Source organism: Microbacterium sp. GbtcB4, from assembly GCF_019091465.1.
GTDB classification, from domain to species: Bacteria; Actinomycetota; Actinomycetes; order Actinomycetales; family Microbacteriaceae; genus Microbacterium; species Microbacterium paraoxydans.
This window is the reverse complement of sequence record NZ_JAGXJJ010000004.1, coordinates 62,673-75,741: the sequence shown is the minus strand read 5'-3', so window position 1 is coordinate 75,741 and position 13,069 is coordinate 62,673. Positions and strand designations below refer to the sequence as shown.

Below are 13,069 nucleotides of genomic sequence, written 5' to 3'. Positions count from 1 at the left end.
TTCTTCTTAGCTGCCGCGACGAGTCCTAAAGCTAGGGCCTTCCTCGTCGCGGCGCTTGTGTTGGCCCGTACATCTTGACGAAGAGAAGAAGCCCCATCATGCAGAACACCCAGCGCCCGTCCGCGATGCCGATCCACAAGTACCGGCCGTTCCACGAGCAGATCAACGTCCACCTGCCTGACCGCACCTGGCCCGATGCCCGCATCACCGAGGCGCCCCGCTGGTGCGCCGTCGACCTCCGCGACGGCAACCAGGCCCTCATCGACCCCATGTCGCCCGAGCGCAAGCGCGTCATGTTCGAGCTGCTCGTCAGCATGGGGTACAAGGAGATCGAGGTCGGCTTCCCCTCTGCGAGTCAGACCGACTTCGACTTCGTGCGTCAGCTGATCGAGGAGAACCTCATCCCGGATGACGTCACGATCCAGGTCCTGACGCAGGCACGCGAGCATCTGATCGCGCGCACTTACGAGGCCATCGCCGGTGCCAAGCAGGCCATCGTGCACCTGTACAACTCCACGAGCGTGCTGCAGCGCGAGGTCGTGTTCCGCACCGACAAGCAGGGCATCATCGACATCGCGCTCGAGGGCGCTCGGCTGTGCCGTCGGTTCGAGAAGACGATCCCGGACACGCGGGTGTACTACGAGTACTCCCCGGAGAGCTACACCGGCACCGAGCTGGAGTTCGCGGTCGACGTCTGCAACCAGGTCATCGAGATCTTCGAGCCCACGCCGGACCGCAAGGTCATCATCAACCTCCCCGCGACCGTGGAGATGGCGACGCCGAACGTCTACGCCGACTCGATCGAATGGATGAGCCGGCACCTGAACCACCGGGAGAACGTGATCCTGTCGCTGCACCCGCACAACGACCGCGGCACCGCGATCGCCGCGGCCGAGCTGGGGTACATGGCCGGAGCCGACCGCATCGAGGGGTGCCTCTTCGGCAACGGGGAGCGCACGGGCAACGTCGACCTCGTCGCCCTCGGCATCAACATGTTCACGCAGGGCATCGACCCGCAGATCGACTTCAGCGACATCGACCAGGTCAAGCGCACGGTCGAGTACTGCAACCAGTTGCCGGTTCCGGAGCGCAGCCCGTGGGCCGGGGACCTCGTCTTCACGGCGTTCAGTGGCTCGCACCAGGACGCCATCAAGAAGGGCTTCGAGGCCATGGCCGCCGAGGCCGAGGCGCAGGGTGTCACGGTCGATGAGATCGAGTGGGCCGTGCCGTACCTGCCCGTGGACCCGAAGGACCTCGGTCGCTCCTACGAGGCCGTCATCCGCGTGAACTCCCAGTCCGGCAAGGGCGGCGTCGCGTACCTGCTGAAGTCTGACCATGCGATCGATCTGCCGCGCAAGCTCCAGATCGAGTTCTCCGGGGTCGTGCAGGCCAAGACGGACGCCGAGGGCGGCGAGGTCACCAGCGACCAGATCTGGTCGATCTTCACCGACGAGTACCTGCCGGCCGCCGACACCGAGGCGAAGTGGGGCCGGTTCGAGCTGCTCGCCACGCAGACCCGGAGCGACATGTCCGGTGACGTCGTGCTCGACGTCGTGCTGCGGGACGACGACCAGGAGGTCTCCGTATCGGGCAACGGCAACGGTCCGGTCGCGGCGTTCGTCGAGGTGCTCCGGGGCCAGGGCTTCGACATCACGGTCTACGACTACGTCGAGCACGCTCTCAGCGCCGGTGGTGACGCGCAGGCCGCCGCGTACGTCGAGCTGCAGGTGGGAGACCAGCGCCTGTGGGGAGTCGGCATCGACGGTGACATCTCGACCGCGTCGCTCAAGGCGATCGTGTCCGGTGTGAACCGGTCGATCCGCAGCCGTCAGCAGGAGCTGGCCGCCGTCTGACCTTCTTTCGAATCGCGCGATTGGTCGTATTCGGCCGCCGGATGGGACCAATCGCGCGATTCGAAGCGGGGGATCAGTCCACCCACTGCACCAGCTGCCAGATGAGGCCGTTGGGGTCGGCGAACTGGCAGTATCGCTCGCCCCAGGGCTCGGTCTCGGGAGGGGTGACCACGCGAGCGCCCGCGGCCGTGATCCGGGCGAACTCCTGGTCGATATCGTCGACGACGAAGACGATCAGAGTTCCCTGACCGGCGGGCCCGGCGATCTCCTGCGGGCGGAACGTCGACAGCCCCGTCTCGAGGAAGATGACATTCGGCACGGGCCCCGGGTGCTGCAACGAGACGAAGCCCTCCGCGGACATCGCCTCCTCGAAACCGAAGTGCGTCATGGCGAAGGCTGCGGAGGCTGCGACGTCGGGGACGTTGAGCGAGAGAGCGGTCTGGGTGATGTTCACGGTTCTCCATTCCTAAAGACTGTACAGCGTATAGGGTTAAGGCGCGAGCGGTCTAGGCTATTCCCGATGACCAAGAACCTCGTCGATCTGCTCTGGCGGCACAGCCCTGTGGCTCCCGCGACGCCACAGCGAGGACCGAAGGCGCGTCATTCGACGGATGACGTGGTCGACCGCGCTGTCGCGTTGGCTGACGTCGATGGCCTCGCGGGGGTGACCATCCGGTCTCTCGCGCAGAGCCTCGACCTGACGCCGATGTCGATCTACACCCACGTCAACAGCCGCGCCGACCTGCTCGTCCTGATGGCGGACGCGATGAATGCCAGGATGCTCGTCGCGCCTGTGCAGGCATCCGAGTGGCGCGCGGCGGTCCGGGCAGTCGCCGAGGACAACTTGCGCCTCTTCCGGGACCACCCGTGGCTCATCGACATCCACGATCCGCGGGTCGCGCTCGGCCCGGGCACCATCGCCAAGTACGACCGGGAACTCCACGCCTTCGACGGCCTCGGTCTCGGCGCCGTGGAGCGCGACGCGGCGTTGAGTTTCGTGTTGGACTTCACCCTCTCCGCGGCGGCGCGCATGCGCGAGCAGCAGGGTGCGGAGTCGTTCGCCGCCTCATGGGCGGAGGCGGCACCCCGGCTGGCGACCTACCTGGGTGACGATTTGCCGCTCGCCCGGTCGGTGGGCCAGGCTGCCGGGGAATCCATGGGTGCGCCCTACGACGCCCGGACGGCGTGGGAGTTCGGCCTCGCGCGCGTGATCGACGGGCTCGCCGCCACCTGACTCTCTTTCGAATCGCCCGATTGGTCGTATTCGGCCGCCGTATGGAGCCAATCGCGCGATTCGAAGTCAGTCCTGGGGCTTCACGATCGGGATGGCACCGGTCTCCGCGGCGACCTTGCGGCGGTAGAGACGGCGCTGCTCCGGCAGCGAGACGTCGAACGTCACGGCGAGGATCCGGATCACGGCGGTCACGACGATGCCGATGACGGCCGCGAGGGGGATGGGCATCCCGACGGCGTTCGCGACGACGATGAACGTGCAGCCGGCGGCCGCAGCCACGGCATACAGGGAGCCGACGTGCATGATCGCCGTCGGCAGGCCCATCAGCATGTCGCGGAGCACGCTCCCGCCGACCGCGGCGCAGACCCCGATGAAGACCGCGGGAACCTCGGGGATGCCGAAGGCGAGGGCCTTGCTCGTCCCGAAGGCGCCGAACATCCCGATCACGACGGCGTCGAGCACCACGATCGCCGTGTTGAGCCGCGTGAAGAGTCCGGCCAGCAGCATGCCGAGCAAGGCCGCACCCGCTGCGGTGACCAGATACCACTGGTTCTGCAGGGTGGCCGGTGTCTGTCCGAGCAGGATGTCGCGGATGAGACCGCCGCCCATGCCGATCATGATTCCGATGATCGCGACGCCCAGCCAGTCGAGCCGGCGCTGGCCCTGGAATCCGGCGGCGAACATCGCGCCCTGCACTCCGCCGAGACCGACGCCGAGGAGGTCCGCCCACAGCGGAATGGTGAAGAGCGGTTCGGTCACGCGTCCATTGTCGCGCACGGAGGATAATCGAAGGGTGCCCACCTACCGAGACGAAGCGGTGATCCTGCGCACCCACAAGCTGGGGGAGGCGGATCGCATCGTCACGATGCTGTCGCGGCGGCACGGCAAAGTGCGCGCGGTCGCCAAGGGCGTGCGTCGCACCTCGTCGAAGTTCGGCTCCCGCCTCGAGCCGTTCATGGTCGCCGACGTGCAGCTCTACGAAGGCCGCTCGCTCGACATCGTGCAGCAGGCCGAGTCGCTCGGGGCCTACGGCACGGACATCGCCGCGCACTACGACCGGTTCACCGCCGCGAACGCCATGGTCGAGACGGCGGATCGGCTCAGCGACGCCGAGGCCACCCCGGAGCAGTACCTCCTGCTCGTCGGCGGGCTGCGGGCGCTGTCCCGCGGCGAGCACGCTCCGCGCAGCATCCTCGACTCGTACCTGCTGCGGGTCATGTCGCTCTCGGGATGGGCGCCGTCCCTCGAGGACTGCGCGCGCTGCGGGGCTCCGGGGCCGCACTCCGTCTTCGTCGCGCAGTTGGGCGGACTCGTGTGCCACACCGACGCGCCCGCCGGCAGCCCGCGGATCGCCGAGAAGACCCTGACGTTGCTGCGTGCCCTGATCCGCGGCGACTGGGACCTCATCGACGCGGCCCCGCACGCCGACACCGCCGCCGCCTCGGGTCTCGTCGCGGCGTACGCCCAGTGGCACCTGGAGCGCGGCATCCGCTCGCTCGCGCACGTGTCGTCCACCCCCGGAGAAGGAGCACGGTGAGCCCGAAGCCCTACACGCACAAGGACGCCGTGCCGTATCGGCCGATCGACTGGACCGGCGTGTACCCGCCCGCGTTCCCGGCCGTCCCGGAGCACGTCGCCATCGTCATGGACGGCAACGGTCGCTGGGCGAACCGCCGGGGCCTCAACCGCATCGAGGGGCACAAGGCCGGGGAGGAGGTGCTGCTCGACGTCGTCGCCGGCGCGATCCAGGCCGGCGTGAAGCACCTCTCCGTCTATGCGTTCTCCACCGAGAACTGGGCCCGTTCCCCCGAGGAGGTCCGCTTCCTCATGGGGTACAACCGCGATGTCCTGCACCGCCGCCGCGATCAGCTCAACGAGTGGGGTGTGCGCGTGCGGTGGGCGGGGCGCAAGCCGCGCCTGTGGGGGAGCGTCATCAAGGAGCTGCAGTACGCCGAGCAGCTCACCCGCGACAACGACGTGCTCACCCTCACCATGTGCGTCAACTACGGCGGTCGGGTCGAACTCGTCGACGCGATGCGGGCCATCGCGGCCGATGTCGCGGCCGGGCGGGTGAAACCGAACGCGATCAGCGAGAAGACGATCCGTCGTCACCTCTACGTCCCGGACATGCCGGACGTGGACCTCTTCCTGCGCAGCTCGGGGGAGCAGCGCACCTCCAACTTCCTGCTGTGGCAGTCGGCCTACGCCGAGATGGTGTTCCTGGACACCCTGTGGCCGGACTTCTCCCGCGAGGAGCTCTGGCGCGCGATCGGGGTCTACCTCTCCCGGGACCGACGTTTCGGCGGCGCCGTGGACACCCCGACCTCGGCCTGAGCTCGCAGCCAGCGCTCCGTCTCGCGCGGATGCGTCAGACGCACGATCGTGAGGTGGGGGAAGCGCTCCTGCACCGCCGGGAAGCGCTCGGACCATTTGTGCAGCGTCGCCGTCTGCCAGGCCAGGATGCTCTCCTCCGGCGGGGCCCCCAGCATCCGCCAGATCGGCTTCTCGACGTTGCCGTTCCACATCCGGGTGCGCAGGATGCTGCGGCCGAGGGTGCGCCGGAGCAGACGCGACCGCACCACGCGGTACGGATAGTCGAGCCAGAGCGCGAGCTGCGCCCTCGGGGTCAGGATCTCGTCGGTTCCCTTGCTCGTGTACTGCCACTCGGTCACCCAGCGCTCCTCCGCCGCGAAGGTGCGCACGTCGTCGAGGAACTCCGCCCTCGGGGTCCAGTCCGGGCCGTGGAACAGGCCGTCGATCTCCACGTGGCGGAGGCCCCAGAGGGCGGCGAGCCGGCGGGACAGGGTCGTCTTCCCCGAGCCGGTGACCCCCGCGACGAGCACCCGTGCGGGCCGGAAGGGCAGCGGATCGTCGGCGGAGAGCATCCGAGGATTCTACTGACGGAATACGTCGGACGCCCGAGCGGTTGTCCCCGATGTGACTGAACCCATCTCCATCGACATCTGGTCCGACATCGCCTGCCCCTGGTGCTACATCGGCAAGCGCAACCTCGAGAAGGGGCTGGAGGCGGTCTCCGCCGACGAGGACGCTCCGCAGGTCACGGTCACCTTCCACTCGTTCGAGCTCTCCCCGGACACCCCGGTCGACTTCGACGGTGACGAGATCGACTTCCTCTCCGGCCACAAGGGGATGCCGCGCACACAGGTCGAGCAGATGCTGGCCAACGTCACGAACGTCGCCGCGAACGCGGGCCTGCAGTACCGGTTCGACCTGCTGCAGCACACGAACACCGTGAAGGCGCACGAGCTGCTGCACTTCGCGAAGGCCGAGGGGCGCCAGCACGAGATGGAGGAGCGGCTCATGTCCGCCTACTTCACCGAGGGCAAGCACGTGGGACGCATCGACGACCTCGTCGCCCTCGCCGCCGAGGTGGGACTCGATGCCGATCGCGCCCGTGCCGCGCTCGAGAGCGAGCAGTACCTCGCCGACGTCCGTCAGGACCAGGCGCAGGCCCGCGCGTATGGCATCCAGGGGGTGCCGTTCTTCGTGGTCGACGGGCAGTACGGCATCAGCGGCGCGCAGCCGCCGGCCGCGTTCGAGAACGTGATCCGCGACCTCTGGGCGCAGCGCAGCGCGGCCGTCGAGGCCTGATCCGCACCGACAGACGACGGCGGGGACCCCGGGTCGGGGGTCCCCGCCGTTCTGCTGCCCGGCCTCAGAGGCGCTGCTGGCGGGGTCCGAGGGGGAGCGGCTCCATCGGCTGGTCGTTCGCGGTCAGGTCGATGCCGAGGTCCCGGGCGTAGACGACCCTGGTGGAGATGGCGACCTCGTCGCCCGCCTCCTTCAGCTCGAACACCCGGCCCCCGCGCATGCGGTTGCGCTCGGCGCCGGGGAGACCATAGGCGCCGAAGCCGGTTCCCGGGGCATAGCCCAGCATCACGCCGTAGTAGTCGCCCGTGTAATCGTTGACGTGGTCGTGCCCGACGAACGCGCCCTTCACGTCGCCACGTTCGAGGATCGCGTTGAACATGCCCGAGTTGAACGGTCCGGGGCATTCGTCCTCGTTGCGTTCGCCGACGATGCCGTGGCGGGCCTTGCCGCGCGCGGCGTCGGCCGCCGTACGGGTGTCCACACCGCCCCACCACATGAAGCGGTGCTCCCACAGGGCGATGTGGAGGAACATGAGGCCGGGCACCTTGCGTCCACGGCGCTGCTCCAGGCGCTGAGACTGGTCGCGGTACCAGGCGACCTGGTCCATGCGCAGCCAGTCCCAGGCCGGGTAGCCGGCGAAGTCCTGGCCGTCGATGGCGTCCGGCGCGTAGCGGCCCGAGTCCATCAGCCAGAGCGCGAACGCCTCCCGGTTCTTCTTCGCAGCGGAGCCGATCGTCACGATCGTGTTGCTCGTGCCCGTCACGCCGCGCGTGTTCTCGGCGTTCACGTTGTACTCGTACGAGCGGTAGATCTTCAGCATCCCGGCTTCGTCGACGCCGGACTGTGGCAGCGAGTCCTCGTCGTGGTTGCCGTAGGTGACCGCCCAGGGGATGCGACGGGACTCCATCGGCATGACCACGTTGTTGATGGCCTGCTTCACCGCCAGCCGCGTCTCGCAGCCGCCCGTGATCACGTCGCCGTTGATGACGACGAAGTCCGGCTTCTCCTGGTCGAGCACCTTCTCCATCAGCTCGACGGTGCGGCGGTCGGTCAGCTCGTCGTCCTGCGTGTCGTTGAACTGCACCACCTTGAAGGTGCCGTCGGCACGGAAGCGCAGGTTCCGCGCCTGCCCACCACCCGGCGACGCCGGGGCGATCGTCGCTGCGGCAGGTCCGGTGCCGAGGGGGAGGGCGGTACCGAGCGCACCGAGCGCTCCCGCGGTGAGGACAGTTCGCCGGCTGAGGGGCAGTCGGTCGGGCATGCGTGGTCTCCTTCGTCTTCGGCGCGTGTCGCCGCGGTGAGACTAGGGACGCCACATGTCGACGGGGAGACCGGAAGGTGAACGAGGGCGGCCACGTCGGGCGTCACGGCGCGGTGCGCGCGTGACGCAGAGGTGAACGACGCTCAGCGGGGGAGCGCGGCCTCGATCGCCTGGACGATCTCCGGGGCGTCGGGCTTCTGCTTCGGCCGGAAGCGGAGCACTTCGCCGTCCGGAAGCACGAGGAACTTCTCGAAGTTCCACTCGACGCGGCCGGCCTTGCCCCCCGCATCCGGCGTCTCCTTGAGCGCCTTGTAGAGCTCGGCGGCGTTCTTGCCGTTGACCTTGACCTTGTCGTTCACCGGGAAGGAGACGCCGTACGTCGTGGAGCAGAACTCGAGGATCTCGTCGACCGACCCGGGCTCCTGGCCGAAGAACTGGTTGCAGGGGAAGCCGACCACGGTGAAGCCGCGGTCGCCGAACCGGCGCTGCAGCTCCTCCAGCTGCTCGTACTGCGGAGTGAGGCCGCACTTGGAGGCCACGTTCACCACGAGCACCACGTCGGCACCCAGATCGTCCAGTGTCTTCTCCTGCCCCTGGGCGTCGGTGAAGGGGATGGAACGGAGTGCGGAATCGGTCATATGCACAGCTTAGGTCGCCGCATCCCCACCGGCTCCGGGTCTGGGAGAATGGACACGCCATGACTCTCGCCACCGCCCCCGCCCGCCCCCTCCGCATCGGCCCGATCGACCTCGACGTGCCGGTCGTCCTCGCGCCGATGGCCGGGATCACGAACACGGCCTTCCGACGCCTGTGCCGGGAGTACGGGGCCGGCCTCTATGTCAGCGAGATGATCACCTCGCGCGCGCTGGTCGAACGCAACGAGACGACCATGCGACTGATCCGGCACCACGAGTCGGAGACACCGCGGTCCATCCAGCTCTACGGCGTCGATCCGAAGACCATCGCCGAGGCCGTCCGCATCATCGTCGCGGAAGACCACGCCGACCACATCGACCTCAACTTCGGCTGCCCGGTCCCGAAGGTGACGCGCAAGGGCGGCGGAGCGGCGCTGCCGTGGAAGTCGAAGCTCTTCGCCGACATCGTCGATCAGGCCGTGAAGGCCGCCGGCGACATCCCGTTGACGGTGAAGATGCGCAAGGGCATCGACAGCGACCACCTCACGTTCCTCGACGCCGGGCGGGCCGCCGAGGACGCTGGAGCCGCTGCCGTGGCGCTGCACGCCAGGACCGCGAGCGAGTTCTACTCCGGTCACGCCGACTGGAGCGCGATCGGCGAGCTCAAGCAGGCCGTGACCAGCATTCCCGTGCTGGGCAACGGCGACATCTGGTCGGCGGACGACGCCGTGCGCATGATGGCGGAGACCGGCTGCGACGGCGTGGTCGTCGGCCGCGGGTGCCTGGGACGGCCGTGGCTGTTCGGGCAGCTCGCCCTCGCGTTCGGGGGAGAGGGCAAGACGGTCGATGCGACGCTCGGCTTCGTCGCCGACGCCTTCCGTCGGCACGCGGAGCTGCTCGTCGAGTTCTTCGAGGACGAGGACCGCGGCTGCCGCGACATCCGCAAGCACGTCTCCTGGTACTTCAAGGGCTACCCGGTGGGCGGAGACATCCGCACCGGTCTCGCGACGGCCTCGAGCCTGCAGGAGATCGACGACCTCCTCGGACGGCTCGACCGCGCGGCACCGTATCCGGGTGCGGACGCCGAAGGGCAGCGCGGCCGCGCGGGGCATCCGAAGAAGACCGCCCTTCCGGAGAAGTGGCTGGAGTCGCGCGAGCTCGCCTCGTCGGCCTCGGAGATGATGCGTGGAGCGGAGATCGAGAACAGTGGCGGATGACCCCTGGGCCGGCGCACGCGCCGACGGCTACGACCCGCGCGACGCGGAGCGCTTCATCGCGGAGACCCACCGTTCCGAGCGGGACGACTTCGCCCGCGACCGCGCCCGGGTGCTGCACTCCGCGGCTCTGCGGCGGCTCGCCGCGAAGACGCAGGTGCTCAGCCCCGCCAGCACGGCCGACTTCGCCCGCAACCGTCTGACCCACTCGCTCGAGGTCGCGCAGGTCGGCCGGGAGCTCGCCGCGGCGCTCGGGGTCTCCGCGGACGTGGTGGACACCGCGTGCCTGAGCCATGACCTCGGCCACCCGCCGTTCGGCCACAACGGCGAGCGGGCGCTGAACGAGTGGGCGGCGGCCATCGGCGGCTTCGAGGGCAACGCCCAGTCGCTGCGCATCCTCACCCGGCTGGAGGCGAAGGTGCTCGACGCCGACGGCTCCTCCGTCGGCCTGAACCTCACGCGGGCCAGTCTCGACGCGACCTGCAAGTATCCGTGGACCGTCGACAGCCCCGTCCCCGACCCGGGGGGTCGGCTCAAGTTCGGCGTGTACCCGGAGGACGAGGCCGTGTTCCGCTGGATGCGCGACGGAGCACCGGGGCGGCTGCGCTGCATCGAGGCCGAGATCATGGACCTCTCCGACGACATCGCCTACTCGGTGCACGACTTCGAGGACGCGATCGTCAACGGCTACGTCGACGTCGCGCAGCTCGCCGACCCGGCGGCGCACGAGGCCCTGCTCAGCCGGATCCAGCAGTGGGTCGGCTACGACTTCACGCGCGACGAACTCGCCGACGCCCTCTACCGGCTCGCCTCGCAGCCGATGTGGCTCGCGTCCTTCGATCGTTCCCGACAGGATCTCGCCCGGCTCAAGAACCTCACCAGCGACCTCATCGGCCGGTTCGCGCGCGCGGCGGTCGCGGCCACCCGGGAGGCGTTCGGGGGCACGCGCCTGGTCCGCTACAACGCGCACGTGATCGTGCCTCGCGTCGTCGAGGTCGAGATCGCGGTGCTCAAGGGGATCATGGGTCAGGCGATCGTCACGATCGATGCCAGGAAGGGCGTCTACAAGGAGCAGCGCCGAGTGCTGAAGCGCTTGGCCGACGCCCTGTGGTCGACCGACACCCTGTGGTCGGCCGGCGCGGATGTGCTGGAGCCCGCGTTCGCCGCCGACTTCGTCGCCGCCGAGAGCGACGCGGAGCGGGCGCGGGTCGTCGTGGATCAGATCGCGAGCCTGACAGATCAGAGTGCGATCGACTGGCACAACCGCCTGGTCGGGGAGATCGACCCGGCGGAGGTCGGCATCTGGACGCCGCGTCATGCGCGCCCCGGCGCGCGCACGCCTGTCGAGAGGCGGCCCGTCGCAGAAGGCGCCCGCTGATGCCCCGCATCCGGCAGGCCGACGTCGACGAGGTCAAGGCCCGCACCAACATCGCGGACATCGTGGGGGAGCGCGTCGCCCTCAAGTCGGCGGGGGTGGGGTCCCTCAAGGGACTGTGCCCGTTCCACGACGAGAAGAGCCCCAGCTTCCACGTGCGTCAGCAGGTCGGCTACTACCACTGCTTCGGCTGCGGGGAGTCGGGCGACGTGTACTCCTTCCTCCGCGCGATGGACCACGTGAGCTTCACGGAGGCGGTCGAGCGGCTCGCGGGCCGCATCGGCTACACCCTGCATTACGAGGACGGAGGTGCGGCGCCGGAGACCAGTGGCCGCAGCCGCCTGTACGCGGCGAACACGGCGGCCGCGGAGTTCTTCCGCTCCCAGCTGCTGTCGCCGGATGCGGAGGCCGCCCGCCGTTTCCTCGGGGAGCGCGGCTTCGACGCCGGGGCGGCGGCGCACTTCGGCGTCGGCTTCGCCCCCCGCGGCTGGGACGGCATGCTCAAGGCGCTGACCGCGCAGGGGTTCACGCGTGAAGAGCTGAGCACCGCAGGCCTCGTCTCGACGGGACAGCGGGGCGTGTACGACCGCTTCCGCGGCCGCCTCGTCTGGCCGATCCGGGATGTGTCCGGGCAGACGATCGGCTTCGGTGCCCGCAAGCTCTTCGACGACGACCAGGGCCCCAAGTACCTCAACACCCCCGAGACCCCGATCTACAAGAAGGCCCAGGTGCTCTACGGGCTCGACCTCGCCAAGCGCGACATCGCCCGCGGTGACCCGCGCCGGGTCGTGGTCGTCGAGGGCTACACCGATGTGATGGCCTGCCACCTCGCCGGGCTCACGACCGCGGTCGCGACCTGCGGCACCGCGTTCGGCGCCGAGCACATCAAGGTGCTGCGCCGGGTCATGGGCGACGACAACGCGTCCGGGGAGGTGGTGTTCACCTTCGACGGCGACGAGGCGGGGCAGAAGGCCGCCCTGCGGGCGTTCACCGAGGACGACCGGTTCAACGCGCAGACATTCGTCGCGGTCGCACCGGACGGCCTCGATCCGTGCGATCTCCGGCTGCAGCGCGGGGACGCGGCGGTGCGCGGCCTCATGGACGCGAAGCAGCCGATGTTCGAGTTCGCCATCGACCGCAAGCTCGCGGGTTTCGACCTCTCCACGGTCGAGGGCCGGGTCGGCGCCCTCCGTGCCGCGGCCCCGATCGTGGCGGAGATCCGCGACCGCCTGCTGCGCCCCGGCTACGAGCGGGTGCTCGCGCGCCGACTCGGCATGGACCCGACCGAGGTGCATGGGGAGGTCGAGCGCGCCGCGCGCGGTGCGCAGGCGGCCGCTCCTCAGGCGCGTCGGGAGACCGGTCCGCGGGTCGATCCCGCCACGGGCGGGCCGGTCGTCGCGGCCGTGACGCTCGCCAGCTTGCCCCGTTCACCCGACGTCGCCGTGGAGCGCGATGCGCTCATGGGAGCCCTGCAGTACGGGCACCAGATCGATGCGGCGCTGCTGACGCGAGCCCTCGCGGAGCCGTTCCGCACGCCCGGCCTCGATGCCGTGCGCGAGGCGGTCGCCGCCGCCCCCGATCGCAGCCGTCCCGGCTGGGTGACGGACGCGGTGAACAGCGTGCGCGAGCCGTACCGCTCGCTCGCGGGCGAGCTGTTGATGACGCCGTTCCCGGCGCGGGACGAGACCGGCGCGGTGGCGTCGGCGACGGATCTCGCCCGACGGCTGGTGGTGCGGCAGCTCGAGCACGAGAAGCAGGAGCTGCTGGGCGCAGTCCAGCGCGTCCCCGCGGACTCCGACGGCGGACGCGCGCTGCGGGTGCGGCTGCGGGACATCGATGTGGAGCGCCAGCGGTTCTTCGCCGAGTCGTAACCGGACCGGTCCCG

Annotated in this window: 13 protein-coding genes; 8 read left to right on the top strand and 5 right to left on the bottom strand. The window is 69.5% G+C overall.

The genetic code is table 11. The features are described from left to right. The first annotated feature begins 98 nt into the window (after window positions 1-98). Window positions 99-1,853: a 2-isopropylmalate synthase gene (gene leuA / locus KVS71_RS08080; RefSeq protein ID WP_217584305.1), complete on the top strand. Its 1,755-nt coding sequence runs from the start codon at window positions 99-101 to the stop codon at window positions 1,851-1,853. A gap of 73 nt (window positions 1,854-1,926) precedes the next feature. Here the strand turns inward: leuA and KVS71_RS08075 are convergent, their stop codons facing one another. Further along, complete coding sequence (locus tag KVS71_RS08075; RefSeq protein WP_217584304.1) at window positions 1,927-2,307, bottom strand: VOC family protein; 381 nt, start codon at window positions 2,305-2,307, stop codon at window positions 1,927-1,929. Window positions 2,308-2,373: 66 nt separating this feature from the next. On the opposite strand from KVS71_RS08075, the gene KVS71_RS08070 reads away from it, so the two are divergent. Continuing rightward, a complete protein-coding gene (locus KVS71_RS08070; RefSeq protein ID WP_060922178.1) occupies window positions 2,374-3,087 on the top strand; it encodes a TetR/AcrR family transcriptional regulator in 714 nt (237 codons plus the stop codon). A gap of 66 nt (window positions 3,088-3,153) precedes the next feature. Here KVS71_RS08070 and KVS71_RS08065 read toward each other — a convergent pair whose 3' ends face one another. Continuing rightward, window positions 3,154-3,846 carry a trimeric intracellular cation channel family protein gene (locus KVS71_RS08065; RefSeq protein WP_025103677.1) on the bottom strand — a complete coding sequence of 231 codons (693 nt, stop codon included), beginning with the start codon at window positions 3,844-3,846 and terminating at the stop codon, window positions 3,154-3,156. 34 nt (window positions 3,847-3,880) lie between these two features. Between KVS71_RS08065 and recO the strand changes: the two genes are divergently transcribed. Next, entirely contained in the window at window positions 3,881-4,624 is a 744-nt protein-coding gene (recO, locus tag KVS71_RS08060; protein ID WP_217584303.1) for a DNA repair protein RecO, read from the top strand. Continuing rightward, window positions 4,621-5,421 (top strand): isoprenyl transferase, encoded by an 801-nt coding sequence (locus KVS71_RS08055; protein ID WP_062634275.1) that lies wholly within the window; start codon window positions 4,621-4,623, stop codon window positions 5,419-5,421. The genes recO and KVS71_RS08055 overlap by 4 nt, the downstream gene beginning before the upstream one ends. Here KVS71_RS08055 and KVS71_RS08050 read toward each other — a convergent pair. Then, window positions 5,364-5,972, bottom strand: a complete 609-nt coding sequence (locus tag KVS71_RS08050) for an AAA family ATPase (RefSeq protein ID WP_217584302.1) — start codon at window positions 5,970-5,972, stop codon at window positions 5,364-5,366. The two genes, KVS71_RS08055 and KVS71_RS08050, sit on opposite strands and share 58 nt — an antisense overlap. 52 nt (window positions 5,973-6,024) lie before the next feature. Between KVS71_RS08050 and KVS71_RS08045 the strand changes: the two genes are divergently transcribed. Then, window positions 6,025-6,699, top strand: a complete 675-nt coding sequence (locus tag KVS71_RS08045; protein WP_217584301.1) for a DsbA family oxidoreductase — start codon at window positions 6,025-6,027, stop codon at window positions 6,697-6,699. 64 nt (window positions 6,700-6,763) lie between these two features. Here KVS71_RS08045 and KVS71_RS08040 read toward each other — a convergent pair whose 3' ends face one another. Both KVS71_RS08040 and KVS71_RS08035 read right to left on the bottom strand, forming a co-directional pair. Then, window positions 6,764-7,960, bottom strand: a complete 1,197-nt coding sequence (locus KVS71_RS08040; RefSeq protein WP_217584300.1) for a metallophosphoesterase family protein — start codon at window positions 7,958-7,960, stop codon at window positions 6,764-6,766. Window positions 7,961-8,103: 143 nt separating this feature from the next. After that, window positions 8,104-8,598, bottom strand: coding sequence for a glutathione peroxidase (locus tag KVS71_RS08035; RefSeq protein ID WP_217584299.1), 495 nt, complete (start codon window positions 8,596-8,598; stop codon window positions 8,104-8,106). A 59-nt stretch (window positions 8,599-8,657) separates the two neighbouring features. Here KVS71_RS08035 and dusB point away from each other — a divergent pair, with 59 nt between their 5' ends. The 3 genes from dusB to dnaG are packed head-to-tail and all read left to right on the top strand — an operon-like array spanning window position 8,658 to window position 13,055. Then, on the top strand, window positions 8,658-9,812 hold the full coding sequence (dusB, locus tag KVS71_RS08030) for a tRNA dihydrouridine synthase DusB (RefSeq protein ID WP_217584298.1): 1,155 nt from the start codon (window positions 8,658-8,660) through the stop codon (window positions 9,810-9,812). Then, a complete protein-coding gene (locus tag KVS71_RS08025) occupies window positions 9,802-11,187 on the top strand; it encodes a deoxyguanosinetriphosphate triphosphohydrolase (RefSeq protein ID WP_217584297.1) in 1,386 nt (461 codons plus the stop codon). The genes dusB and KVS71_RS08025 overlap by 11 nt, the downstream gene beginning before the upstream one ends. Beyond that, entirely contained in the window at window positions 11,187-13,055 is a 1,869-nt protein-coding gene (gene dnaG, locus KVS71_RS08020; protein WP_217584296.1) for a DNA primase, read from the top strand. Before KVS71_RS08025 ends, dnaG begins: the two co-directional genes overlap by 1 nt. Window positions 13,056-13,069: the final 14 nt, after the last annotated feature.

Bases quoted from the DNA above. Each gene is read 5' to 3' on its own strand.
- KVS71_RS08040 (WP_217584300.1), bottom strand. From the start codon at position 7,960: ATGCCCGACCGACTGCCCCTCAGCCGGCGAACTGTCCTCACCGCGGGA.
- dnaG (WP_217584296.1), top strand. From the start codon at position 11,187: ATGCCCCGCATCCGGCAGGCCGACGTCGACGAGGTCAAGGCCCGCACC.
- KVS71_RS08070 (WP_060922178.1), top strand. From the start codon at position 2,374: ATGACCAAGAACCTCGTCGATCTGCTCTGGCGGCACAGCCCTGTGGCT.
- KVS71_RS08035 (WP_217584299.1), bottom strand. From the start codon at position 8,598: ATGACCGATTCCGCACTCCGTTCCATCCCCTTCACCGACGCCCAGGGG.
- KVS71_RS08050 (WP_217584302.1), bottom strand. From the start codon at position 5,972: ATGCTCTCCGCCGACGATCCGCTGCCCTTCCGGCCCGCACGGGTGCTC.
- leuA (WP_217584305.1), top strand. From the start codon at position 99: ATGCAGAACACCCAGCGCCCGTCCGCGATGCCGATCCACAAGTACCGG.
- dusB (WP_217584298.1), top strand. From the start codon at position 8,658: ATGACTCTCGCCACCGCCCCCGCCCGCCCCCTCCGCATCGGCCCGATC.